The sequence below is a fragment of the Pseudomonas inefficax genome, from assembly GCF_900277125.1.
Taxonomy (GTDB): Bacteria; Pseudomonadota; Gammaproteobacteria; order Pseudomonadales; family Pseudomonadaceae; genus Aquipseudomonas; species Aquipseudomonas inefficax.
The window spans coordinates 60,630-82,636 of the sequence record NZ_OPYN01000207.1 but is presented as its reverse complement, the minus strand read 5'-3'; the positions used below and the strand labels follow the sequence as shown (position 1 = coordinate 82,636).

Below are 22,007 nucleotides of genomic sequence, written 5' to 3'. Positions count from 1 at the left end.
TTTCGCGACACAAGGCCGCTCCCACAGGTAGTGCCTGTCAGGTATGCATCAGGCCTCGTGATCTTCCCAGTCACGGGTACGATCCACTGCCTTCCTCCAGCCGGCATACAGCTTCTCTTTCTGCGTTTCATCCAGCTGCGGGCTGAACTCGCGCTCGATGATCGCCTTGTCGCGCAGTTCGTCCAGGCCGCTCCAGAAACCGCAGGCCAGGCCTGCCAGGTAGGCCGCACCCAGCGCCGTGGTTTCACGCATCTTCGGCCGCTCCACGCAGGTGCCCAGGATGTCGGCCTGGAACTGCATGAGGAAGTTGTTAGCCACCGCACCGCCATCCACGCGCAGCTCGGACAGGCGTTGCCCGCAGTCCTGCTGCATGGCGTCGAGCACGTCGCGGGTCTGGTAGGCGATCGATTCCAGTGCGGCGCGGATGATGTGGTCCACCTTCACGCCACGGGTCAGGCCGAACAGTGCGCCACGGGCATACGGGTCCCAGTACGGTGCACCCAGGCCGGTGAAGGCGGGCACCAGGTATACGCCGTTGCTGTCCTTGACCTTGCTGGCGAAGTATTCGGTATCCAGTGCATCGTTGACGATCTTCAGTTCGTCACGCAGCCACTGCACGGTGGAACCACCGTTGAACACCGCGCCCTCCAGCGCGTAGGCCACTTCGCCTCGGGGGCCGCAGGCAATGGTCGTGAGCAGGCCATGGGACGATTTCACCGCCTGAGCTCCGGTGTTCATCAGCAGGAAGCAGCCGGTGCCATAGGTGTTCTTGGCCTGGCCCGGCTCCACGCACATCTGGCCGAAGAGTGCCGACTGCTGGTCACCGGCGATACCGGCAATGGCGATGCCGCTCTTGGTGTGGCCGTAGACCTCGGAAGAAGGGCGTACCTCGGGCAGCATCTGCCGTGGGATACCGAGGATTTCCAGAAGCTTGTCGTCCCATTGCAGGCTGTGGATGTTGAACATCAGCGTGCGCGAAGCGTTGGTGTAGTCGGTGACATGCACCTTGCCACCGGAGAACTTCCAGATCAGCCAGGTATCGATGGTGCCGAACAGCAGTTCGCCGCGCTCGGCGCGTTCGCGGGCACCCTCGACGTTGTCGAGGATCCATTTCAGCTTGGTGCCGGAGAAGTACGGGTCGGTGACCAGGCCAGTGGCTTCGCGAATGTAGTCTTCATGGCCGTCGCGCTTGAGCTGCGCGCAGATTTCGGTGCTGCGGCGGCACTGCCAGACGATGGCGTTGTACACCGGACGGCCGGTTTCCTTGTCCCACACCACGGTAGTTTCACGCTGGTTGGTGATACCCAGTGCCGCGACCTGGGCATGGCTGATACCTGCCTGGGCCAGGGCCTCGACCATGGTCGCGCTCTGCGTGGCGAAGATTTCCATCGGGTCGTGCTCGACCCAACCCGCCTGCGGGTAGTGCTGGGCGAACTCGCGCTGGGAGGTACCCACCACATTGGCGTCACGGTCGAAAATGATGGCCCGCGAACTGGTGGTGCCCTGGTCCAGGGCGATGATGTAGTTCTTATCCTGGGTGTCTGTCATGGTCGTAGGCCTTGCGAAAATAGGGGGTTCAGGGCTGGGCGCGATGCCGGCGTCAATTGACTTGAGTATCGCCCTGGCGATTGTCATTTGTCTCAGGGTTCACAGCGGCTGCCATTGGCAGGTTGCGGGCGATCAGGCCGCGATAGGTCGCGGCGCCCAGGCAGGCGCCAAGGATCGGTGCGAACACCGGAACCAGGAAATAAGGCATGTCCCGACCGCCAGTGAAGGCGATTTCGCCCCAACCGGCCAGGAAGGTCATGAGTTTTGGCCCGAAATCGCGCGCCGGGTTCATGGCAAAGCCGGTCAACGGGCCCATGGCGCTGCCGATCACGGCGATCAGCAGGCCGATAAGCAGTGGGGCCATGGCGCCGCGCGGCAGACCGTTGTTGTCGTCGGTCAAGGCCATGATCACGGCCATCAGGATGGCGGTGATGATCACTTCGACCAGGAACGCCTGGCCGGTGGATAGCGATGGGTGCGGGTAGGTGGAGAACACCGAGGCGAGTTCCAGGCTGGCTTCGCTACCGCGCAACATGGCATGGGCCTGTTCGAAATCGAAGAACAGGTTGCTGTACAGCGTATAGACCAATGCTGCGCCACAGAACGCGCCGCACACCTGGGCCAGCATGTAGAAGGGCAGCTTGCGCTTGTCGAAACCGGCAAACAGAGTGAGGGCGATGCTCACCGCCGGGTTCAGGTGCGCGCCGGAAATCCCGGCGGTCAGGTAGATCGCCATGCTGACGCCCACACCCCAGATGATACTGATTTCCCACAGGCCGAAGCTGGCGCCCGCGACCTTGAGCGCGGCGACGCAGCCGGTACCGAAGAAGATGAGCAGTGCAGTGCCGAGGAACTCGGCCAGGCATTGGCTGGACAGCGCGGGTTGGCGTAGAGCAGTCGTCATGTATGACCTCGTTTTTTTTTGTTGTGAGGCGCGTGGCGCTCGACAGCAAAGCCCGGAATCTATCCCCGTTGACCCCAGGCAGATGTAGGTAGTGCACCTTAAAAGTGCGCCATTTATTCAGAAACGAAAAAATATAGACAAGAAACGCTGATGTCAAAGGTCGAAAGTGAACGGTCGGTCACGATCTGGATGCTGATTTCAGGTGCCGATCCGCGTACTAGAGGGGCGCAATTGCGGTGCGCTGGCTGCGGTGTGGGAATTGTCCTAAAGTAGCGGCCGAGCTGTCCCGACCGGAGCCCCTGCATGACCCCCGCCCTAGACCTGTTGAAGAAACACCGTGCCGAGCACCGTGTGCACAGTTACGAACATGACCCCAAATCGGCGTCATATGGCCTGGAGGCGGCGGAAAAGCTCGGTCTCGATCCGCAGCAGGTGTTCAAGACCTTGTTGGCGAGCAGCGAGAAGGGAGAATTGCTGGTGGCGGTGGTGCCCGTGGTGGGTACGCTGGACCTCAAGGCTCTGGCCCATGCCGCGGGGGTGAAGAAGTGCGAGATGGCCGACCCGGCGGCGGCACAGCGGGCCACGGGGTACCTGGTGGGCGGGATCAGCCCGCTGGGGCAGAAGAAGCGCCTGCGCACCTTCATCGATGACTCGGCGCAGAACTTTGCAACCATCCATGTCAGCGCCGGGCGGCGTGGGTTGGAGGTGGAGTTGGCGGCCGTGGTGCTGGCTGAGCACACCCAGGGCAAGTTTGCCGGGATCGGTAGAGGCTGAGATTTCTGGGGCTGCTTTGCAGCCCATCGCGACACAAGGCCGCTCCTACAGGGTAATACGTCCCCGTGTAGGAGCGGCCTTGTGTCGCGATGGGCCGCAAAGCGGCCCAAAAATTTCGAATCAGGTCGCCGAACTGTACCGGCGCACGCCGTTCTCCTGCCGCGGCAACTGCGCCGCCACGCTGCCCGGAACCGGGAACAGCACCAGGTGATCGGCCTTGACCGCAATTCCCACATCCTCACCGACCTGATGGTCGTTATGGCTAGGGAAGATCGCCTCCAGCTGGCTGCCGGTCGGCAACTGCAGGCGGTACAGGGTCGATGCCCCAAGGAAGCTCTTGCCGACGATGTTCGCCTGCAGCGCACTGCCCGGTGCATGGACGATATCGTCAGGGCGCAGCAGCACATCCACCGAGCTGCCCGGCGCCATGATGTAGGCACGGTTGCCGCGCAATTCACCCAGCTCGGTATTGACCGCCTCGTGGCTGATCATCTGCCCACGGATGAAATACCCCTGGCCAATGAAGCTGGCCACGAATGGCGTCTGCGGCTCGTGGTAAAGGTTGTAGGGCGTGTCCCATTGTTCCAGGCGGCCTTCCTTGAACACGCCGACCTGGTCGCTGACGGCAAAGGCCTCTTCCTGGTCATGGGTCACCAGGATGGCGCTGGTGCCGCGGCTCTTGAGAATGTCGCGAACCTCATGGCTCAGGCGCCGGCGCAGTTCCACGTCGAGGTTGGAGAATGGCTCGTCGAGCAGCAGCAGTTGCGGCTCCGGTGCCAGTGCACGGGCCAGGGCGACCCGTTGCTGTTGGCCGCCGGAAAGTTCATGCGGGTAGCGCCCGCCCAGGCCGCCCAGCTTGACCAGTTCGAGCATCTCTTCGATGACCTCGGCCTGGCGCGGGTGCTTGGCGATGCCGAAGGCAATGTTCTGCGCCACGGTCAGGTGCGGGAACAGCGCGTAATCCTGGAACACCATGCCGATGCGGCGTTTTTCCGGGGCCAGGGTGAAGCCGGCCCGGGAAATGACCTCGCCGGCCAGCTGGATCTCGCCGTCGTGCACGGGTTCGAACCCGGCGATGGCACGCAGGGTAGTGGTTTTGCCGCAACCGGATGAACCCAGCAGGCAACCGATGTCGCCTGCGTTCAGGTGCAGGTTGAGGTTCTGGACGATGCGCTGGTCGCCATAGCCGCAGGCGAGGTTGCGCAGGTTGAGCAGTAGGGGTTGACTCATGCGTGGTGGTAAGCCGGTTCTACAAGGAATTCGAGAAGGGCCTTCTGTGCATGCAGGCGGTTTTCAGCCTGGTCCCAGGCGACCGAACGTGGGTCGTCGAGCAGGTCATGGCTGATTTCCTCACCACGGTGGGCTGGCAGACAGTGCATGAACAGGGCGTCGGGTGCCGCCAGGTCGAGCAGTTCGCGGGTGACCTGGTAAGGCGCGAAATGCGCCAGGCGCCGTGCAGTTTCCTCCTCCTGGCCCATGGAAGTCCAGACATCCGTGGTCACCAGATGGGCGCCGCGCACGGCTTCCTTCGGGTCACGCACGATCTGCACGTGCTCACCACCAATGGCCATGAAGCGTGGGTCCGGCTCGTAGCCTTCCGGGCAGGCGATGCGCAGCTGGAAGTCGAACTGCCTGGCTGCCTCGATGTACGAGTTGCACATGTTGAAGCCATCACCGATCCAGGCGACGGTCTTGCCCTGGATCGAACCGCGATGTTCGAGGAAGGTCTGCATGTCGGCCAGCAGCTGGCATGGGTGCGACTCGTCGGACAGCGCGTTGATCACCGGCACACGCGAGTTGGCGGCGAATTCGGTCAGGGTGCTGTGGGCGTGGGTACGGATCATCACCACATCGAGCATGCTCGACAGCACGATGGCGCTGTCGCCGATCGGCTCGCCACGGCCCAGCTGGGTGTCGCGCGGGGACAGGAAGATGGCCTGGCCGCCGAGCTGGATCATGCCGGCCTCGAACGACACGCGGGTACGGGTCGAGGACTTCTCGAAGATCATACCCAGCACGCGATTTTTCAGGGGCTCGAACAGCACGCCTCGCTTGCGCAGGTCCTTCAGCTCGATGCCGCGGCGGATCACACCGAGCAATTCGTCGGTGGTGAAGTCCAGCAGGGAGAGAAAGTGCCTAGCGCTCATGATTGACTACCTTATCTGCAACTGTATGCAGGTCGACCGTATGGTTTTTTTTGACAACGGGAGTGACCTGCGGCGTAAGCCGCACGGGGGCGGACGAAATAGGGAAAGGCGCAATACTATAAGTAAATGTCGCCTGAAGCCAAGAGGGGAAACAGCTGCCCAGTATCAAAGGGTGTTGCAAAGGGTGTCTTTACCCGACGGGCAGTGCTGTTTTTTATTTGCTACAGAGGGTTGTACACGGCTTGCCGGCAATTTGGCAAATGGCTGTCGCAAATCGTGTGCCTGATGTCGGTGGATTCACGCCGCGAAGCGCGCTGGCCGGTGGCCGGTGCTGGGCGCATAGTCGATGTTCGACAACCCTCTACACATCTTCCATAACAACAAGGCAGAGGCGGCCATGACCAAGACCCTGCATCACCGTGCCTGTCACCTGTGCGAAGCAATCTGCGGGCTGAACATCGAAGTCAGCCATGACGACGACGGCCGGGCGCTGATCAGTTCGATCAAGGGCGACCCCCAGGACCCGTTCAGCCGTGGCCATGTCTGCCCAAAGGCCGTGGCCTTGCAGGACATCCAGAATGACCCCGACCGCCTGCGCCAACCGCACAAGCGGGTGGGCGAGCATTGGCAGGCCATCGGCTGGGACGAAGCCTTTGCCTTGGCTGCCGACAGGCTGTGGGCGATCCAGCAGGCCCATGGGCGCAATGCCGTGGCGGTGTACCAAGGCAACCCGAGCGTGCACAACTACGGCCTGATGACCCACAGCAACTACTTCCTGGGCCTGTTGAAAACCCGCAACCGCTTCTCTGCCACCTCGGTGGACCAGTTGCCGCAGCATCTGGTCAGCCACCTGATGTACGGCCATGGCCTGCTGCTGCCGATCCCAGATATCGACCAGACCGGTTTCATGCTGATCCTTGGCGGCAACCCGCTGGCATCCAACGGCAGCATCATGACCGTGCCGGACGTGGAAAAACGACTGAAAGCCCTGCAGGCTCGGGGTGGGCGCCTGGTCGTGGTGGACCCACGGCGCAGCGAAACGGCGGCGATGGCCGACAGTCACCTGTTCATTCGCCCTGGAGGGGATGCGGCCTTGTTGTGTGGCTTGCTCAACACCCTGTTCGCTGAAGGCCTGGCTCGCGGCTCGCACTTGCCGGTCGCCGGCCTGCAGCAGGTGCGCGAAGCGATCGCGCCGTTCAGCGCGGAAGCCATGAGCGCACACTGTGGCATTGCAGCGACAGACATTCGCCAGCTGGCTCGGGACTTCGCCGCAGCCGACAAGGCGGTGTGCTATGGCCGCATGGGGGTTTCGACCCAGGCCTTCGGCACCCTTTGCCACTGGCTGGTGCAACTGATCAACCTGGTGACTGGCAACCTTGACCGTGAAGGCGGCGCGTTGTGCACCGAGCCTGCCGTCGACCTGGTGGCGACTACCTCCGGTGGCCATTTCAACGCCTGGCAGAGCCGGGTGTCGGGCTTGCCCGAGTACGGCGGCGAACTGCCCGTGGCGGCCTTGGCCGAGGAAATGCTGACACCCGGCGAAGGGCAGGTACGCGCGCTGGTGACGGTGGCTGGCAACCCGGTGCTGTCCACCCCGAACGGCCGTCAGCTGGATGTGGCGCTGGAGGGGTTGGAATTCATGCTCAGCATCGACCTGTACATCAACGAAACCACCCGCCATGCCGATCTGATCCTGCCCTCCACCTCGGCGCTGGAAAACGACCATTACGACAGCACGTTCAACTTGCTGGCCGTGCGCAACGTGACACGCTTCAATCGGGCGATCCTGGCCAAGCCCGAAGGCGCATTGCATGACTGGGAGATTTTCGTCGGGCTGGCCCAAGCGTTCGCCAAACGCGCCGAGCTGGAATTGAAGCCGACCTGGGCACCAGCGCAGATGATCGACCTGGCCCTGCGCAAGGGGCGCTATGGTGAAGCGACGCCGTGGCAGTTGTCGCTGGCAGCGCTGGACAAGCACCCACATGGCCTCGACCTGGGGCCATTGCGTGCCAACCTCGCTGCACGTCTGACGACTGCCAGCAAGGCTGTCGAAGCGGCGCCCCAGGTGCTGCTGGACGACCTCGGTCGGCTGGCGCAACAAGCCCCTCCGGCGCCGGGCGAGCTGCTGCTGATCGGCCGTCGTCATGTACGCAGCAACAATTCGTGGATGCACAATTTTCATCGGCTGGTGAAAGGCAAACCGCGACATCAGTTGTTGATGCACCCGCAGGACCTGCAGCAACGGCAGCTGCAGGACGGCCAACGGGTTCGTGTCCGCTCGCGTACCGGAGACCTTGAAGTCGAGGTACAGGCCTGCGAGGACATGATGCCCGGTGTGGTCAGCCTGCCTCATGGCTTCGGTCACTCTCGTCAGGGCGTGCACATGCAGATCGCCCAGGCGCAACCTGGCGTGAGCGCCAACGACCTCACCGATGAGCGCCTGCGTGACCAGGTTTCCGGCAATGCCGCCCTCAATGGCGTACCCGTGCAGGTAGAGGCCGCGTAAGGAATGGTAAGGCCGAGCATGCTGCTCGGCTTTCCGTTACAATGCGTCACCGTGCCGACGACCGCGTCGGAAAGTTCAGCCGAGGTGCTACATGGATATCATCGAAACGATCAAAGAGCAGATTGCCAACAACACCATTCTGCTTTACATGAAAGGCTCGCCGAATGCCCCGCAGTGTGGCTTCTCTGCGCGTGCATCGCAGGCCGTGATGGGTTGTGGCGAGAAGTTCGCCTACGTCGACATCCTGCAGAACCCGGAAATCCGTGCGAATTTGCCAAAATACGCCAACTGGCCGACCTTCCCGCAGCTGTGGGTAGCTGGTGAACTGGTCGGCGGCAGCGACATCATGCTGGAAATGTTCGAGAAGGGTGAGCTGCAGACCCTGATCAAGGAAGCGGCTGCCAAGGCCAAGGCTTCCGAGGCCTGATAGTCTTCCAGAAAGATGGGGCTGCTTTGCAGCCCTTTCGCGACACAAGGCCGCTCCTACAGGTTATGCATATTCCTGTAGGAGCGGCCTTGTGTCGCGAAAGGGCCGCAAAGCGGCCCCATTTTTATGGCGGTGAAACTTACTCTTCGCCCATCTGCGACTGCAGGTAGTTCTCGATACCGATCTTGTCGATCAGCCCCAGCTGGGTTTCCAGCCAGTCGATGTGTTCTTCCTCGGACTCTAGGATGTCTTCGAGCATGTCACGCGAGCCGAAGTCGCCAGCGGTTTCGCAATGGGCAATGGCTGCTTTCAGGTCGACCAGGCCTTTCTGTTCGATCTTCAGGTCGCATTCGAGCATTTCCTTGGTGTGCTCGCCAATCAGCAACTTGCCCAGGTCCTGGACGTTGGGGATGCCTTCGAGGAAGAGAATACGCTTGATCAGTTTGTCAGCGTGCTTCATCTCGTCGATGGATTCCTTGTACTCGTGCTTGCCGAGTTTGTTCAGGCCCCAATCTTCGTACATGCGTGCGTGCAGGAAGTACTGGTTGATCGCGACCAGCTCGTTTCCGAGGATCTTGTTGAGATGCTGGATGACGCTTACGTCGCCTTTCATGTCGGGTTCCTGCCCTGTAGAAGTGTGCCAATACTGGGAAGTTTGAGCCCGATACTTGGGTGTGTCAAACCTAAGTTCTTGAATAATAAGTGAAAATTAATGGAAATAAGAATGTTTGTGAACCGCGTTGGTGCGCTAACTTATTGAATTGCGGGCATAAAAAAACCGGACGCATGGTCCGGTTCTTCGAATTCTGGGTTTTCAGGCCGCGGTAAATTCCGCGGGGTAGGGCAGGGCTGCCTGGCTGACCTGAAGCTCGGTCAACGTTTCGCGGACCACCTGCTTGGCTACGCAGGCACATTTGCCACACTGGCTGGCGACGTTGGTCGCGGCTCGCACTTCCTTGTAGCTGCAGCATCCTTCATAGATCGCATCGCGGATCTGTCCGTCGGTAACGCCGACACAAAGACACACATACATAAAGGCTGACCATCGTTGGTGGGCTCGATGGAGTGGAGCTTAATGTTAATGAGAATGCTTGTCAAAGTGGTTTCTGAAATGGCCGTGCTTGAGCGACCGGCGGTTGCTTCGTCGTTGGAGTCGGCCTGTCACCAGAAGCCGTGTATGATGGTCAGCCTTTGTTGGATGTCGGGCAAGCCAGTCTGGCCCGGCAAACGGTTTTTCACCCTCATCAGGAGATTACAATGAGCGTACTCGTTGGTAAGAAAGCCCCCGATTTCACCGTTCCGGCCGTGCTGGGCAATGGCGAGATCGTCGACAGCTTCAACCTGGCTTCGGCCATCAAGGGCAAGTACGGCCTGGTGTTCTTCTACCCGCTGGACTTCACCTTCGTCTGCCCGTCCGAGCTGATCGCCCTGGACAACCGCATCCCTGACTTCCAGGCGCGCAACGTGGAAGTGATCGGCGTGTCGATCGACTCGCACTTCACCCACAACGCCTGGCGTAACACCCCTGTCAACAACGGCGGTATCGGCCAGGTCAAATACACCCTGGCTGCCGACATGACCCACGAAATCTGCAAGGCCTACGACGTCGAGTCCGAAGGCGGCGTAGCCTTCCGTGGCGCCTTCCTGATCGACACCAACGGTGTTGTCCGTTCGCAGATCGTCAACGACCTGCCTCTGGGCCGCAACATGGACGAGCTGCTGCGCCTGGTCGACGCCCTGCAGTTCCACGAAGAGCACGGCGAAGTCTGCCCTGCCAACTGGAAAAAAGGCGACAAAGGCATGAATGCTTCGCCAGAAGGCGTTGCTGCCTACCTGAGCGAGAACGCTGGCAAGCTGTAATTGCCGCGTGCATGAAAAAACCGGCCCTGGTGGCCGGTTTTTTTGTGTCTTCCTGTGCCGGCCTCTTCGCGGGTAAACCCGCTCCCACAGGAGAGCCACAGGTCTGAGCCAATGTGCGATCCTTGTGGGAGCGGGTTTACCCGCGAATGCGATCCCAACTCAATCGTTGAAGTCGCGCCAGCCGCCCATCTCCTTCCAGCGGTTGACGATGCCGCAGAACAGCTCGGCCGTCTTCTCGGTGTCATAACGCGCCGAGTGCGCCTCACGCCCGTCGAAGTCAATGTCGGCGCTCTGGCACGCCCGCGCCAGTACGGTCTGGCCATAAGCCAGGCCGGCCAGGGTAGCGGTGTCGAAGCTGGAGAACGGGTGGAACGGGTTGCGCTTCAGGTCATTGCGTGTCACCGCCGCATTGAGGAAGCCCAGATCGAAGCTGCTGTTGTGGCCGACCAGGATCGCCCGCTTGCAGCCATTGGCCTTGAGCGCCTTGCGTACGCCACGGAAGATGTCGGTCAGCGCACTTTCCTCGCTGACTGCCATGCGCAGCGGGTGGTCCAGCTTGATCCCGGTGAACTCCAGCGCAGCCGCCTCGATGTTGGCGCCCTCGAATGGCTCCACCCGATGGAAGTAGGTGTGCTCGGGGAACAGGAAGCCCTTTTCGTCCATGCCGATGGTGACTGCGGCAATTTCCAGCAGGGCATCGGTAGCGCTGTTGAAGCCGCCGGTTTCAACATCCACCACTACCGGCAGATAGCCGCGGAAGCGCTCGGCCATCGGGTGGCGCGAACCGCTGCTGCCTTGGGTGTCCAAGTCGTCTTCGTAGAGGTCTTCGCTCACGCGTTTTCCTCCAGCAGGCGCCAGCGCAGTTTTTCACCGGCGCGCAGCGGGACCACGGTCTGCTCGCCAAAAGGCAGGCTGTCCGGGGCGGTCCATTCTTCGCGGACCAGGGTAATGGTGTCGGTGTTGGCCGGCAGGCCATAGAACGCCGGGCCGTGCAGGCTGGCGAAGCCTTCCAGCTTGTCCAGCGCGTTACGCTGCTCGAATGCTTCGGCGTACATCTCGATGGCTGCGTAGGCGGTATAGCAACCGGCACAACCACAGGCGGCTTCCTTGGCGTGGCGGGCGTGCGGAGCCGAGTCGGTACCCAGGAAGAACTTCGGGTTGCCGCTGGTGGCTGCGTCAAGCAGCGCCACCTGATGGGTGTTGCGCTTGAGGATCGGCAGGCAGTAGAAGTGCGGGCGAATGCCGCCAACCAGCATGTGGTTGCGGTTGTACAGCAGGTGCTGCGCGGTGATGGTCGCGCCGACGTTGGCCGGGGCCTCGGTGACGAACTGCGCGGCATCGCTGGTGGTGATGTGCTCGAATACCACCTTCAGCGTCGGGAAGCGCTCGACCACACGGCGCATGTGTTCGTCGATGAAGCGCTTCTCGCGGTCGAACACATCGATCTCGCTGCGGGTCACTTCGCCATGCACCAGTAGCGGCATGCCGACTTCCGCCAGCGCCTCGATGGCCGGGAAGATGTTGTCGATGCTGGTCACGCCCGAGTCGGAATTGGTGGTGGCGCCGGCCGGGTACAGCTTGGCGGCGTACACGAAACCGCTGGCCTTGGCCGCGCGGATGTCCTCGGGGCTGGTGCGGTCGGTGAGGTACAGCACCATCAGCGGCTCGAAGCGGCTGCCAGCCGGGCGGGCGGCCAGGATGCGCTCACGGTAGGCGCCGGCCTCGGCGGCATTGCGCACCGGCGGAACCAGGTTGGGCATGATGATGGCACGGGCGAAAGTACGCGCCACGTCGCCAACGGTGTGGGGCAGGACGGCACCATCGCGCAGATGGATGTGCCAGTCGTCGGGACGCAGGAGGGTCAGGCGATCGGACATTGGGGATTCCAGGCGGGTCGAACTCAAGCGCCAATGCTACCGGAAAACCCTGGGTGGAGCACGGCTATCAAGTTTTCCGCCAGGCGTCCGATAGCCTGCAGGTAAGCCGTCAGAATTTGTGGAGCCGCCCGTGCGCCAGCGTTACCTAGCCCTGTTGACCCTGTTCGCCAGCCTGCCGGCCGGTGCACTGACCTTCCAGACGCGCATGGAGAACATTGCCTGGAAGGTCGAGGGTGACCAGTTCGAATGCCGGCTGATCCAGCCTATCGACGGTTTCGGCAGTGGCGAGTTCGTGCGCCGCGCGGGCGAGCAGCCGGTGTTCCAACTGCGCTCGGACAGCAACGTACTGGGTGCGGGCACGGCCACATTGCTGGCAGCTGCTGCACCGTGGCAACCCGGGCGCAGCGACATCAATCTGGGCAGCGTGCGCATGGCCCGCACCGGGCTGTTGTTCAGTTCCTCCCAGGGCCAGGCCAGTCGCCTGATCAATGGCTTGCTCGATGGGCGCAGCACGGTGATACGCAATTACGCCGGCGAGGCGGGCAGGCCGATGGAAGTGCGGGTGCTGCCGGTCAGCTTTGCCAAGGCTTACAACGACTATCAGGCCTGTGCCGGCAAGCTGCTGCCGATGAACTACGATCAGGTGCGTCAGACCCAGGTGGGCTTCCCTGGGGGAGGCTTCGAGCTGGATGGCTCGGCCAAGGCGCGGCTGGACGTGATTCTCGACTATATGAAGGCCGACCCGACGGTGAACCATGTCGAGCTCAACGGCCATTCCGACAACAGTGGCAACCGCCTGACCAATCGCGACATGTCGCGCCGCCGGGCACTGGCGGTGGCCGACTACCTCAAGGCCCATGGCGTGCCGGAAGACCAGATTACCGTGCGCTTTCATGGTGAGCGTTATCCGTTGGCGAAGAACAACAGTGCTGCCAACCGGGCGCGTAATCGTCGGGTGAATATTGAACTGGATCGGGTGACGGTGATCGAGAAGCCGGTTGAAAAACCTGTCGAAAAGGCTCCTGAGCCAACGCCTGCCAAGTCCTGAAGTCTGCAGGGCTTTCTGTAGGAGCGGCCTTGCGTCGCGATGGGCTGCGCAGCAGCCCCCGGATCTCAGCCAAGCAGCGAAAATTGCCGGGGCTGCTGCGCAGCCCATCGCGACACAAGGCCGCTCCTACACGGCACTTCATATTTTCCGACGGTAAGTCGCCCTTCCGAAACTTCCTGTCGCTTTGTCGTCAGAAGCTGTCGCCCCACTGTAAATTTATCCGTAACGTCGTTAGAATCGATCCCTTTCCGTACAACCCCGTGGAGTGATGGCATGGCGGACGTAAAAAAGGTCGTACTGGCGTATTCCGGCGGCCTTGATACTTCGGTGATTCTCAAGTGGCTGCAGGATACCTACAACTGCGAAGTGGTGACCTTCACCGCTGACCTGGGGCAGGGCGAAGAGGTCGAGCCGGCTCGTGCCAAGGCCCAGGCAATGGGCGTTAAAGAGATTTACATCGACGACCTGCGCGAAGAATTCGTGCGTGATTTCGTGTTCCCGATGTTCCGCGCCAACACCGTCTACGAGGGCGAGTACCTGCTGGGTACTTCCATCGCCCGTCCGCTGATCGCCAAGCGCCTGATCGAAATCGCCAACGAAACCGGCGCCGACGCCATTTCCCACGGCGCCACCGGCAAAGGCAACGACCAGGTGCGTTTCGAACTGGGTGCCTACGCCCTGAAGCCAGGCGTCAAGGTCATCGCCCCATGGCGTGAGTGGGACCTGCTGTCCCGCGAGAAGCTGATGGACTACGCCGAGAAGCACGGCATCCCGATCGAGCGCCACGGCAAGAAGAAGTCGCCGTACTCGATGGACGCCAACCTGCTGCACATCTCCTACGAAGGCGGTGTTCTGGAAGATACCTGGACCGAGCACGAAGAAGACATGTGGCGCTGGAGCGTCTCGCCCGAGAACGCCCCGGACCAGGCTACCTACATCGAGCTGACCTACCGCAACGGTGACATCGTTGCCATCGACGGCGTCGAGAAGACCCCGGCCACCGTCCTGGCCGACCTGAACCGCATCGGTGGTGCCAATGGCATCGGCCGTCTGGACATCGTCGAGAACCGTTACGTCGGCATGAAGTCGCGTGGCTGCTACGAGACCCCGGGTGGCACCATCATGCTCAAGGCCCACCGTGCCATCGAGTCGATCACCCTGGACCGCGAAGTCGCTCACCTGAAGGATGAGCTGATGCCGAAGTACGCCAGCCTGATCTACACCGGCTACTGGTGGAGCCCGGAGCGTCTGATGCTGCAGCAGATGATCGATGCGTCGCAGGTCAACGTGAACGGCGTGGTACGCCTGAAGCTGTACAAGGGTAACGTCACCGTTGTCGGCCGCAAGTCGGACGACTCGCTGTTCGACGCCAACATCGCTACCTTCGAAGAAGATGGCGGCGCTTACAACCAGGCGGACGCTGCGGGCTTCATCAAGCTCAACGCCCTGCGTATGCGCATTGCTGCCAACAAGGGCCGCTCGCTGCTCTGATCGCTGGCATGTGCAGCAAGAACCCCGGCGCAGGCCGGGGTTTTTTTTGACCTGTGGAAAACCTGTGGCATTCAATGGCCGTCGTTCGTCACCTGTCCATCAAGCGCGCTGATCGATAGTTGCGCACACTGGCGTCTGTCCAAGTTGCAAAAGCGCCAGGTGCGCGCTGGTTGAGGCGGTTGGGCAAGGGCGGATAGTAGTTGCTGTTCCATCATGCGACAGGCATCAGGGCCGGAAAACATGAATGTGACAGGCTCGCCCTGCAGCGCTTCGCTGGTATCACCGGGCATTGCATGTTTGGCGACATCGCTCTGTGTCGACGCCTTGTCGTTTGCCTTTGTGTTTGGCGACGGGTCGTAGAACGACTTGTAATTGAAGTTGAGTGTGAGGAAGAAAAGTGCCGTCAGGAAGAATGGGAAGCCTACCAGGAACCAGGTGTAGAGCTTTTGGCTGGACTCGCTGAGAAATGGCAATGTGGCAAGGGCCGAGGCTTCGATAATCCCTGCGAAGATGGCAATGATCGTCAGCGGGGCGACAGGTTGTACTTGGTGCATATGGGTCGTCTCCAGCGATTTTGCACATCTTTACCTTTTGACGATGCTCAACTAAAGACTGGATTGTTTCCCGGGTGAGAGTAATCGCTCGAAACCTAGGCGAAATTGTCTAATGAGCGTATTTGAACGGTCATTTCATCAGGATTGGCCGGTTTTCAAGTGGGTGCACTTTCAGGTCGGTGATACTGTTTAGTTGGTAACAAGGAATTTGATTGTTACAAGCACATCAATTGAGTGTAGGAAATTTCTGTAAGTGTTGTAGGTTCCATCTGTTCATTTATTTCGCCGCTAAATCGCCGCGCCAGCAAGCGCTCTGTAGGTTATCTTGGCGTGCCAAAGCAAAAGCAATGAATGGATATCGCATGAATAAAGTGCTTATCGTGGATGATCATCCGGTCATACGCCTGGCCGTACGCATGCTGATGGAGCGGCATGGGTATGACGTCGTGGCGGAAACGGACAACGGAGTGGCTGCGTTGCAACTGACACGGCAACACCTTCCGGATATCGTGGTGCTCGATATCGGTATCCCCAAGCTGGATGGCCTGGAGGTGATCGGCCGCATGACGGCCTTCAGCCCGGGCAGCAAGGTGCTGGTGCTGACATCACAGGCTCCCGGCAACTTTTCGATGCGCTGCATGCAGGCGGGGGCGGCAGGGTATGTGTGCAAGCAGCAGGAACTCACAGAACTGCTGAGCGCCATCAAGGCCGTTTTGTCGGGTTACAGCTATTTCCCCAACCAGGCTCTGCATGTGTCACGAGGAAGGGGCGGAAGCGAGACGGATATGGTCAACCGCCTTTCGGCGCGCGAGATGACCGTGCTGCAACAGCTGGCGCGAGGGCGTTCCAACAAGGAAATTGCCGACAGCATGTTCCTCAGCAACAAGACGGTCAGTACCTACAAGTCACGTCTGTTGCTCAAGCTCAATGCGCGGTCGCTGGTCGACCTGATCGAGCTGGCGCAACGGCAAGGGTTGAACTGACCGCCAAGGCCGTGAAGCCTCCAGCCAGGAGGCTTTGCCCGGGTTACAGGTCGTAGTCGAAGTCGGCCAGCTGCTTCTGCAGGCGCCTTTCTTCAAGCATATTGTCGATGGTGCGGCGCTTGCTCAGGTTGGTCTTTGCGGTTTCCACCTGGGGTTCCGCTTCGTCATCCACGGCAACAAAATCATCTTCGATCGGCAGGTCGTCTTTATCGCTACTCATGAGTCGCTCCAAGCCAAGGGGCCATTGGCCGACCTTATAACCAGAAAGCAGACGCTGGTAAAAAAGATTTTTTCAATCGCCGCAGGTGGTTTCCAGCTATCGGCTCAATCGTCGGAGGTCTTGTGCTTGTACTCGCACAAGTCTTCGATCCGGCAACTGCCGCAGCGTGGCTTGCGTGCCTGGCACACATAACGCCCGTGCAGGATCAGCCAGTGGTGCGCGTCGAGCAGGTAGTCCTTTGGTACGAACTTGATCAGCTTCTTCTCCACTTCCAGCACCGTCTTGCCTGGCGCGATGCCTGTGCGGTTACTGACCCGGAAGATATGGGTATCCACGGCCATGGTCGGCTGGCGGAACGCCGTGTTGAGCACTACGTTGGCGGTTTTGCGACCCACGCCGGGTAGCGCCTCCAGAGCTTCGCGGGTTTGTGGTACCTGGCTGTCATGGCGTTCGATCAGCAGCCGGCAGGCTTCGATGACGTTTTTGGCCTTGCTGTTGTACAAGCCAATGGTCTTGATGTACTCACTCAGGCCTTCGACGCCCAGCGCATAGATGGTCTCGGGGGTGTTGGCGACCGGGAACAGGCGTGCAGTGGCCTTGTTGACGCCGACATCGGTGGACTGCGCGGACAGCGTCACGGCGACCAGAAGTTCGAACGGAGTGGTGTAGGCCAGTTCGGTCTTCGGGTCGGGGTTGTCTTCGTGCAGCCTGCGAAAGATCTCCAGGCGTTTGGCGGCATTCATGAAATCAGAGCTTTCCTTGACGGTGTGATTGGGCGGGGCCCGGACGCAGGCGATTGTACAAGGCCAGCAACAATCCAAGCAGTAGCAAGCCACCCGGGGCCAGGGTAGCCAGGTGCAGGCCGCTACCACCGGCCAGCCATTGGCGGCTGGCGCCGAGCAGCAGGCATGTGGCGAGCAGCGCGCAATGGTGGCCAGCGAGCACGCGCCAGCGCCCTTGACCGGGCAAAAGGTGGTCAATGGCCAGGCATTGCAGGCACAGCAGTGCGGGGTAGTGGCCGAGGGCGAGTGCCAGTGGCAGCAGCCAGGCACGCAGTGCCAGTTGCAGGCAACTGGCCAAGGCCGCCAATAGCAGCAGGCTGGCCAGCATATAGGTCCAGGTAGCGAGCCGCTGGCGCAGGGGTGCCAGCAACAGCTGGTGAAGGCTGCTCATCAGCACCGCACACACGCCTATGGTGGCGCCTTCGCTCAATGTTCGGGTGGCACCCAGTAGCGGCACCAGGCTTGCGCCGAGCAGGTAGAACCTAGTCATGCGTGGCGCCCCCCAGCAATACGCTGCGCTGTTCATCGAAGTAACTCAGCGCTTCCTGCAGCGCGCCGATCACTGCCCTAGAGGTCACGGTTGCGCCGGCCAACTGGTCAAAGTCGCCCTGGTCGCGCTTCAGCGCCCAGCGATCGCCCAGCTGGCGGTTGGCAAATTGGCTCAGCCAGTTCAGTTGCGGATCACCCAGGCGTGCACCCAGCCCGGGGCTTTCCTGTTGCTCTACCACCTGGCTGCCGATCAACCGGCCGTCCGCGGCGATGGCCACGCTCAGCATGATCGGCCCAGCATAGCCTTGTGCCTGGGTGACCAGAATGATGGCGACCGGTTTGCCCGCCAGTGTCGCCCGGTAAGCGGCCAGGATCCGGCTATTTGGCCGCTGTGCGGCGGGCCTGGGCAGGGGGCTGTCCAGGGGCTGGTTGTCGTAATTGCCTTCTGGCAGCACCGCCAGCCGCTGCCTGCTGTTCAGTTGTTTCTCTGCGTCGGCGACGGCCGCGCTGGTCCAGTGCCGCCAAGCGAGGGTGGCCGACAGCGCCAGTGCCCCAGTCAGTAGCAGCACGCCCATATCACGTATCAGGCGCTTCATCGGGCAACCCGCTGGCGCTGCATGGCCAGGCGTTCCAGGCTCGGTGCCGTGAGGTTCATCAGCAAGATGGCGAACGCCGTGCCGTCCGGGTAGCTACCCCAGGTGCGGATCAGGTAGATCAGCAGGCCTGCCCCCAGGCCGAACCCCAGCTTCGCCCACTCCTGCCGGGGCGCGGTCACCGGTTCGGTGGCAATGAAGAACGCCGCCATCATGGTCGAGCCGGAGAACAGATGCAGCAGGGGAGAGCCGTTGGAGTCCGAACCCGAGCCATTCCAGCCCAGCAGGCTGAACAGGAACAACCCTGCCAGCAGGCCAACCGGCGCATGCCAGCTGATCACCTTGCGTTGCAGCAGGAACAGGCCGCCCAACAGGAATGCCAGGTTGACCCATTCGCTGCCTCGCCCCCCGATGCTGCCGAAGCCCGGGTGGCTGGCGAACAGCTCATCGATGGTCAGGCTGCGGTTGTGACGCAGGCCGTCGAGCAGTGTCGGCCGGGCCCAGGCATCGATCTGATCGCTGCCGATGAATACCTGTTGCAGGCTGTCGAGCAGGCCAGGTGCTGGCCCTGGCCAATGGTTCATCTGCAACGGGAAGCTCAGCAGCACGAAGGCGTAGCCGACCATGGCCGGGTTGAACAGGTTGCGCCCGACCCCACCAAAGGCCTGCTTGCCGATGCCGATGGCAACGCTGGTAGCGATCACCGGCAACCACCACGGCGCCAGAGGGGGTAGGGCGGCGGCCAGCAGCACGGCAGTGACCAGCGCGCTGCCGTCGTTCAGCGCCGTGCTCGGCGGTTGTGCTCGCAATGTGAGTAACAACCCCTCGCACAGCAGCGCGGCACTGGCGCAAAGCAACAGGTTCAGCAGCAAACTCCAGCCATGCAGCCAGAACAGCGCCAGCAGGCCAGGTACGCAAGCCAGCAACACCAGGCCCATGCTGGTGCGGAGCCGCGGGTCGGGCTTGGCAGTCATTGGGCGAACAGCCCGTTGAAGCCTGAAAACGCCATGGCCATCACCCCGGCACCGAGCAGTTCGATGGGCAGGCCGCGCATTGCCCCGGGGACGTCGGCATGAGCGCTGCGCTGGCGTAGGTCGGCGAACAACACTAGCGCCAGCCAGAAGCCGCTGCCGGCCAGCAGGCCTTGCAGCAGGGTAGCTAGCCATGTGCTGTCGTCACTTGCCTGTTGCAGGGTCAACCCCAGTACTGCCGCGTTGCTCAATAGCAGCGTGGGCAATTGCGTTGTCGGCCAGGTCGGGCGCCACCTTGTCAGCAGCCATGGCACGCCCCAGGCAAGCATGGCCAGCCAGGGCAACAACAGGAACAGGGCAAGGTCCTGGGCCTGCAGCGGGGCAAGCACCCCGCGTACCAGTAGTTGTGCGCCAATCACGCCCAAGGCAATGCACAGTGCGCAGGCAAGGCCGTGCACGTGCAGGTGCAGCCTGGGGATTGGCTGTTGTGGCAGGCACAGGTGATTGACCAGCGCGGCGCTGATCAGCACCAGAAGGTAATCGTTCATGAGATGACGATAGCCGGGAATCGGGGCGATTGTCCGGGTTTGGCATCAAGGTGCCGGAGTCATTGTGAGAGAGGGCGTGCCCGCGAACACCGGCAACGCCGGTGCCATGCACCGCGTAGTCCGTTTCGCGGGTACGCCCGCTCCCACAAGGTCCAGCAGGTTTTGTTACTTGATGCGCTGGCCCGGCTTGGCGCCGCTGTCCGGGCTCAGCAGGTAGATCTCTTCACCGCCAGGCCCGGCCGCCATTACCATGCCTTCGGACACGCCAAAACGCATCTTCCGTGGCTTGAGATTGGCTACCATCATGGTCAGGCGGCCTTCCAGCTGGGACGGGTCGGGGTAGGCCGACTTGATGCCGGAGAACACGTTGCGGCGCTCGTCACCGATGTCCAGGGTCAGTTGCAGCAGCTTGTCGGCACCCGGTACGGCCTCGGCCTTGACGATCAGCGCCACGCGCAGGTCGACGGCAGCGAAGGTGTCGAACTCGATTTCCGCCGACAGCGGGTCCTTGGCCAGCTCGCCGTTGCCGGCCGGGGCCTTGGCTTCGGCGGCCAGCAGGTCTTCCTTGCTGGCGGCGACCATGGCTTCGACCTTGGCCGGCTCGATGCGGCTCATCAGTGCCTTGAACGGGTTCAGCTGGTGGTTTTCCAGGCGCGACAGGTGGTCGTTCCAGGTCAGCGGTGCCACGTTGAGGAAAGCCTCGGCGTCGGCGGCGAGCACCGGCAGCACCGGCTTGAGGAAGATCACCAGCTGGCGGAACAGGTTGATGCCCTGGGCGCAGATGGCTTGCACTTCATCCTGCTTGCCTTCCTGTTTGGCCAGCGACCATGGGGCCTTGTCGGCGATCCAGGCGTTGGCGCGGTCAGCCAGCGCCATGATTTCGCGCATGGCACGGCCGAAGTCGCGGCCTTCATAGGCGTCGGCGATCGACGGGGCTGCCGCCAGGAAGGCTTCGGTCAGCTCCGGTGCGGCATCGCCAGCCACCATCACGCCTTCGTTGCCCTTGTGGATGAAGCCGGCGCAGCGGCTGGCGATGTTGACCACCTTGCCGACCAGGTCGGAGTTCACCTTCTGCACGAAGTCTTCAAGGTTCAGGTCCAGGTCATCGACGCCACGGCCCAGCTTGGCCGCGTAGTAGTAACGCAGGTATTCCGGCTGCAGGTGGTCGAGGTAGGTGCGGGCCTTGATGAAGGTACCGCGCGACTTGGACATCTTGGCACCGTTCACGGTCAGGTAGCCGTGGACGTTGACCGCGCTTGGCTTGCGGAAGCCTGCGCCTTCGAGCATGGCTGGCCAGAACAGGGCGTGGAAGTTGACGATGTCCTTGCCGATGAAGTGGTACAGCTCGGCCTTGGAGCCTTCGTTCCAGAACGCGTCAAAATCCAGCTCCGGGCGGCGTGCGCAGAGGTTCTTGAAGCTGGCCATGTAGCCGATCGGTGCATCCAGCCACACGTAGAAGTACTTGCCTGGCTCGCCCGGGATCTCGAAGCCGAAGTACGGCGCATCGCGGGAAATGTCCCATTCCTGCAGGCCCGAGTCCAGCCATTCGGCCAGCTTGTTGGCCACCGCGTCCTGCAGCGTGCCGCTGCGGGTCCACTGCTGCAGCATGGCCTGGAAGTCCGGCAGCTTGAAGAAGAAGTGCTGGGAATCACGCAGTACCGGGGTGGCACCAGAGATGGCCGACTTGGGGTTCTTCAGCTCGGTGGGCGCGTAGGTGGCGCCGCATTTTTCACAGTTGTCGCCGTACTGGTCTTCGGCCGCGCACTTGGGGCAGGTGCCCTTGATGAAGCGGTCGGCGAGGAACATGCCCTTTTCCGGGTCGAAGTACTGGGTCACCGAACGGGTGGCGATGTGCCCGGCGTCACGCAGGCGTGCGTAGATCAGGCCCGACAGCTCGCGGTTCTCTTCGCTGTGGGTGGAGTGGAAGTTGTCGAAGTCCACCAGGAAGTCGGCGAAGTCGCTGCTGTGTTCGGCCTGGACGTTGGCGATCAGCTGTTCCGGGGTGATGCCTTCCTTTTCGGCGCGCAGCATGATGGCCGAGCCGTGGGCATCGTCGGCGCAGACATAGATGCACTGGTTGCCGCGCAGCTTCTGGAAGCGGACCCACATGTCTGTCTGGATGTACTCGAGCATATGGCCAAGGTGGATCGATCCGTTGGCATAGGGCAAGGCGCTGGTGACGAGAATCTGACGTGGCTCGGACATGGTGGCTCGGCTACTTATCTGGCGACGGGGTAAAAATGAGGTTGATCGGCCACTATAAAGGGCTGGCGAAGATATTTCAC

At 61.6% G+C, this 22,007-nt stretch carries 23 protein-coding genes; 7 read left to right on the top strand and 16 right to left on the bottom strand.

The window, feature by feature from the left end; genetic code table 11:
• Positions 1-48: 48 nt before the first annotated feature.
• Both glpK and JV551A3_RS25415 read right to left on the bottom strand, forming a co-directional pair.
• Positions 49-1,548, bottom strand: coding sequence for a glycerol kinase GlpK (gene glpK / locus JV551A3_RS25420; protein WP_133975002.1), 1,500 nt, complete (start codon positions 1,546-1,548; stop codon positions 49-51).
• A 52-nt stretch (positions 1,549-1,600) separates the two neighbouring features.
• On the bottom strand, positions 1,601-2,452 hold the full coding sequence (locus tag JV551A3_RS25415; protein WP_112250595.1) for an MIP/aquaporin family protein: 852 nt from the start codon (positions 2,450-2,452) through the stop codon (positions 1,601-1,603).
• Positions 2,453-2,755: 303 nt separating this feature from the next.
• On the opposite strand from JV551A3_RS25415, the gene ybaK reads away from it, so the two are divergent.
• A complete protein-coding gene (ybaK, locus tag JV551A3_RS25410) occupies positions 2,756-3,226 on the top strand; it encodes a Cys-tRNA(Pro) deacylase (RefSeq protein WP_105945838.1) in 471 nt (156 codons plus the stop codon).
• 120 nt (positions 3,227-3,346) lie between these two features.
• On the opposite strand, the gene JV551A3_RS25405 is transcribed toward ybaK, so the two are convergent.
• A complete protein-coding gene (locus JV551A3_RS25405) occupies positions 3,347-4,456 on the bottom strand; it encodes an ABC transporter ATP-binding protein (RefSeq protein WP_025340392.1) in 1,110 nt (369 codons plus the stop codon).
• Entirely contained in the window at positions 4,453-5,373 is a 921-nt protein-coding gene (gene argF / locus JV551A3_RS25400) for an ornithine carbamoyltransferase (RefSeq protein ID WP_112250596.1), read from the bottom strand. The genes JV551A3_RS25405 and argF overlap by 4 nt, the downstream gene beginning before the upstream one ends.
• 397 nt (positions 5,374-5,770) lie before the next feature.
• On the opposite strand from argF, the gene JV551A3_RS25395 reads away from it, so the two are divergent.
• Positions 5,771-7,879 (top strand): molybdopterin-dependent oxidoreductase, encoded by a 2,109-nt coding sequence (locus tag JV551A3_RS25395; RefSeq protein ID WP_133975000.1) that lies wholly within the window; start codon positions 5,771-5,773, stop codon positions 7,877-7,879.
• 91 nt (positions 7,880-7,970) lie between these two features.
• Positions 7,971-8,306, top strand: coding sequence for a Grx4 family monothiol glutaredoxin (gene grxD / locus JV551A3_RS25390; RefSeq protein WP_003254949.1), 336 nt, complete (start codon positions 7,971-7,973; stop codon positions 8,304-8,306).
• Positions 8,307-8,445: 139 nt separating this feature from the next.
• Here the strand turns inward: grxD and bfr are convergent, their stop codons facing one another.
• Both bfr and JV551A3_RS25380 read right to left on the bottom strand, forming a co-directional pair.
• On the bottom strand, positions 8,446-8,919 hold the full coding sequence (gene bfr / locus JV551A3_RS25385; RefSeq protein ID WP_003258014.1) for a bacterioferritin: 474 nt from the start codon (positions 8,917-8,919) through the stop codon (positions 8,446-8,448).
• Between the two features lie 201 nt (positions 8,920-9,120).
• On the bottom strand, positions 9,121-9,339 hold the full coding sequence (locus JV551A3_RS25380) for a bacterioferritin-associated ferredoxin (RefSeq protein ID WP_133974998.1): 219 nt from the start codon (positions 9,337-9,339) through the stop codon (positions 9,121-9,123).
• 224 nt (positions 9,340-9,563) lie between these two features.
• Here JV551A3_RS25380 and JV551A3_RS25370 point away from each other — a divergent pair, with 224 nt between their 5' ends.
• Complete coding sequence (locus tag JV551A3_RS25370; protein WP_003254945.1) at positions 9,564-10,166, top strand: peroxiredoxin; 603 nt, start codon at positions 9,564-9,566, stop codon at positions 10,164-10,166.
• A gap of 159 nt (positions 10,167-10,325) precedes the next feature.
• Here JV551A3_RS25370 and rnt read toward each other — a convergent pair whose 3' ends face one another.
• Positions 10,326-10,937, bottom strand: coding sequence for a ribonuclease T (gene rnt / locus JV551A3_RS25365; protein ID WP_230388460.1), 612 nt, complete (start codon positions 10,935-10,937; stop codon positions 10,326-10,328).
• Between the two features lie 59 nt (positions 10,938-10,996).
• Positions 10,997-12,043: a dihydroorotase gene (gene pyrC, locus JV551A3_RS25360; protein ID WP_046614753.1), complete on the bottom strand. Its 1,047-nt coding sequence runs from the start codon at positions 12,041-12,043 to the stop codon at positions 10,997-10,999.
• Between the two features lie 130 nt (positions 12,044-12,173).
• Here pyrC and JV551A3_RS25355 point away from each other — a divergent pair, with 130 nt between their 5' ends.
• Positions 12,174-13,091: a flagellar protein MotY gene (locus JV551A3_RS25355; RefSeq protein WP_133974996.1), complete on the top strand. Its 918-nt coding sequence runs from the start codon at positions 12,174-12,176 to the stop codon at positions 13,089-13,091.
• A gap of 273 nt (positions 13,092-13,364) precedes the next feature.
• A complete protein-coding gene (locus JV551A3_RS25350) occupies positions 13,365-14,582 on the top strand; it encodes an argininosuccinate synthase (protein WP_013973956.1) in 1,218 nt (405 codons plus the stop codon).
• 71 nt (positions 14,583-14,653) lie between these two features.
• On the opposite strand, the gene JV551A3_RS25345 is transcribed toward JV551A3_RS25350, so the two are convergent.
• Entirely contained in the window at positions 14,654-15,136 is a 483-nt protein-coding gene (locus JV551A3_RS25345; RefSeq protein ID WP_133974994.1) for a hypothetical protein, read from the bottom strand.
• Between the two features lie 362 nt (positions 15,137-15,498).
• On the opposite strand from JV551A3_RS25345, the gene JV551A3_RS25340 reads away from it, so the two are divergent.
• A complete protein-coding gene (locus tag JV551A3_RS25340; RefSeq protein ID WP_112250603.1) occupies positions 15,499-16,119 on the top strand; it encodes a response regulator transcription factor in 621 nt (206 codons plus the stop codon).
• Positions 16,120-16,162: 43 nt separating this feature from the next.
• Here the strand turns inward: JV551A3_RS25340 and JV551A3_RS30790 are convergent, their stop codons facing one another.
• The 7 genes from JV551A3_RS30790 to metG all read right to left on the bottom strand — a co-directional run bounded on the left by JV551A3_RS30790 (position 16,163) and on the right by metG (position 21,927).
• Positions 16,163-16,339, bottom strand: coding sequence for a PA3496 family putative envelope integrity protein (locus JV551A3_RS30790; RefSeq protein ID WP_166674300.1), 177 nt, complete (start codon positions 16,337-16,339; stop codon positions 16,163-16,165).
• Positions 16,340-16,443: 104 nt separating this feature from the next.
• Complete coding sequence (nth, locus tag JV551A3_RS25335; RefSeq protein ID WP_112250605.1) at positions 16,444-17,082, bottom strand: endonuclease III; 639 nt, start codon at positions 17,080-17,082, stop codon at positions 16,444-16,446.
• Positions 17,083-17,086: 4 nt separating this feature from the next.
• Positions 17,087-17,611 (bottom strand): NADH:quinone oxidoreductase, encoded by a 525-nt coding sequence (locus JV551A3_RS25330; protein ID WP_133974992.1) that lies wholly within the window; start codon positions 17,609-17,611, stop codon positions 17,087-17,089.
• Complete coding sequence (locus JV551A3_RS25325) at positions 17,604-18,206, bottom strand: RnfABCDGE type electron transport complex subunit G (protein WP_133974990.1); 603 nt, start codon at positions 18,204-18,206, stop codon at positions 17,604-17,606. The genes JV551A3_RS25330 and JV551A3_RS25325 overlap by 8 nt, the downstream gene beginning before the upstream one ends.
• Positions 18,203-19,177 carry an RnfABCDGE type electron transport complex subunit D gene (locus JV551A3_RS25320; protein WP_133979221.1) on the bottom strand — a complete coding sequence of 325 codons (975 nt, stop codon included), beginning with the start codon at positions 19,175-19,177 and terminating at the stop codon, positions 18,203-18,205. Before JV551A3_RS25320 ends, JV551A3_RS25325 begins: the two co-directional genes overlap by 4 nt.
• A complete protein-coding gene (locus JV551A3_RS25315; protein WP_133974986.1) occupies positions 19,174-19,722 on the bottom strand; it encodes an Rnf-Nqr domain containing protein in 549 nt (182 codons plus the stop codon). The genes JV551A3_RS25320 and JV551A3_RS25315 overlap by 4 nt, the downstream gene beginning before the upstream one ends.
• Positions 19,723-19,887: 165 nt before the next feature.
• The gene (gene metG, locus JV551A3_RS25305) at positions 19,888-21,927 is read right to left on the bottom strand and encodes a methionine--tRNA ligase (RefSeq protein WP_015271555.1); all 2,040 of its coding nucleotides are present in this window, start codon (positions 21,925-21,927) and stop codon (positions 19,888-19,890) included.
• Between the last annotated feature and the right edge of the window lie 80 nt (positions 21,928-22,007).

Excerpts from the sequence above, each read along its gene's own strand:
- glpK (WP_133975002.1), bottom strand. The coding sequence starts at position 1,548 with ATGACAGACACCCAGGATAAGAACTACATCATCGCCCTGGACCAGGGC.
- JV551A3_RS25415 (WP_112250595.1), bottom strand. The coding sequence starts at position 2,452 with ATGACGACTGCTCTACGCCAACCCGCGCTGTCCAGCCAATGCCTGGCC.
- ybaK (WP_105945838.1), top strand. The coding sequence starts at position 2,756 with ATGACCCCCGCCCTAGACCTGTTGAAGAAACACCGTGCCGAGCACCGT.
- JV551A3_RS25405 (WP_025340392.1), bottom strand. The coding sequence starts at position 4,456 with ATGAGTCAACCCCTACTGCTCAACCTGCGCAACCTCGCCTGCGGCTAT.
- argF (WP_112250596.1), bottom strand. The coding sequence starts at position 5,373 with ATGAGCGCTAGGCACTTTCTCTCCCTGCTGGACTTCACCACCGACGAA.
- JV551A3_RS25395 (WP_133975000.1), top strand. The coding sequence starts at position 5,771 with ATGACCAAGACCCTGCATCACCGTGCCTGTCACCTGTGCGAAGCAATC.
- grxD (WP_003254949.1), top strand. The coding sequence starts at position 7,971 with ATGGATATCATCGAAACGATCAAAGAGCAGATTGCCAACAACACCATT.
- bfr (WP_003258014.1), bottom strand. The coding sequence starts at position 8,919 with ATGAAAGGCGACGTAAGCGTCATCCAGCATCTCAACAAGATCCTCGGA.
- JV551A3_RS25380 (WP_133974998.1), bottom strand. The coding sequence starts at position 9,339 with ATGTATGTGTGTCTTTGTGTCGGCGTTACCGACGGACAGATCCGCGAT.
- JV551A3_RS25370 (WP_003254945.1), top strand. The coding sequence starts at position 9,564 with ATGAGCGTACTCGTTGGTAAGAAAGCCCCCGATTTCACCGTTCCGGCC.
- rnt (WP_230388460.1), bottom strand. The coding sequence starts at position 10,937 with ATGGCCGAGCGCTTCCGCGGCTATCTGCCGGTAGTGGTGGATGTTGAA.
- pyrC (WP_046614753.1), bottom strand. The coding sequence starts at position 12,043 with ATGTCCGATCGCCTGACCCTCCTGCGTCCCGACGACTGGCACATCCAT.
- JV551A3_RS25350 (WP_013973956.1), top strand. The coding sequence starts at position 13,365 with ATGGCGGACGTAAAAAAGGTCGTACTGGCGTATTCCGGCGGCCTTGAT.
- JV551A3_RS25345 (WP_133974994.1), bottom strand. The coding sequence starts at position 15,136 with ATGCACCAAGTACAACCTGTCGCCCCGCTGACGATCATTGCCATCTTC.
- JV551A3_RS25340 (WP_112250603.1), top strand. The coding sequence starts at position 15,499 with ATGAATAAAGTGCTTATCGTGGATGATCATCCGGTCATACGCCTGGCC.
- JV551A3_RS30790 (WP_166674300.1), bottom strand. The coding sequence starts at position 16,339 with ATGAGTAGCGATAAAGACGACCTGCCGATCGAAGATGATTTTGTTGCC.
- nth (WP_112250605.1), bottom strand. The coding sequence starts at position 17,082 with ATGAATGCCGCCAAACGCCTGGAGATCTTTCGCAGGCTGCACGAAGAC.
- JV551A3_RS25330 (WP_133974992.1), bottom strand. The coding sequence starts at position 17,611 with ATGACTAGGTTCTACCTGCTCGGCGCAAGCCTGGTGCCGCTACTGGGT.
- JV551A3_RS25325 (WP_133974990.1), bottom strand. The coding sequence starts at position 18,206 with ATGAAGCGCCTGATACGTGATATGGGCGTGCTGCTACTGACTGGGGCA.
- JV551A3_RS25320 (WP_133979221.1), bottom strand. The coding sequence starts at position 19,177 with ATGACTGCCAAGCCCGACCCGCGGCTCCGCACCAGCATGGGCCTGGTG.
- JV551A3_RS25315 (WP_133974986.1), bottom strand. The coding sequence starts at position 19,722 with ATGAACGATTACCTTCTGGTGCTGATCAGCGCCGCGCTGGTCAATCAC.
- metG (WP_015271555.1), bottom strand. The coding sequence starts at position 21,927 with ATGTCCGAGCCACGTCAGATTCTCGTCACCAGCGCCTTGCCCTATGCC.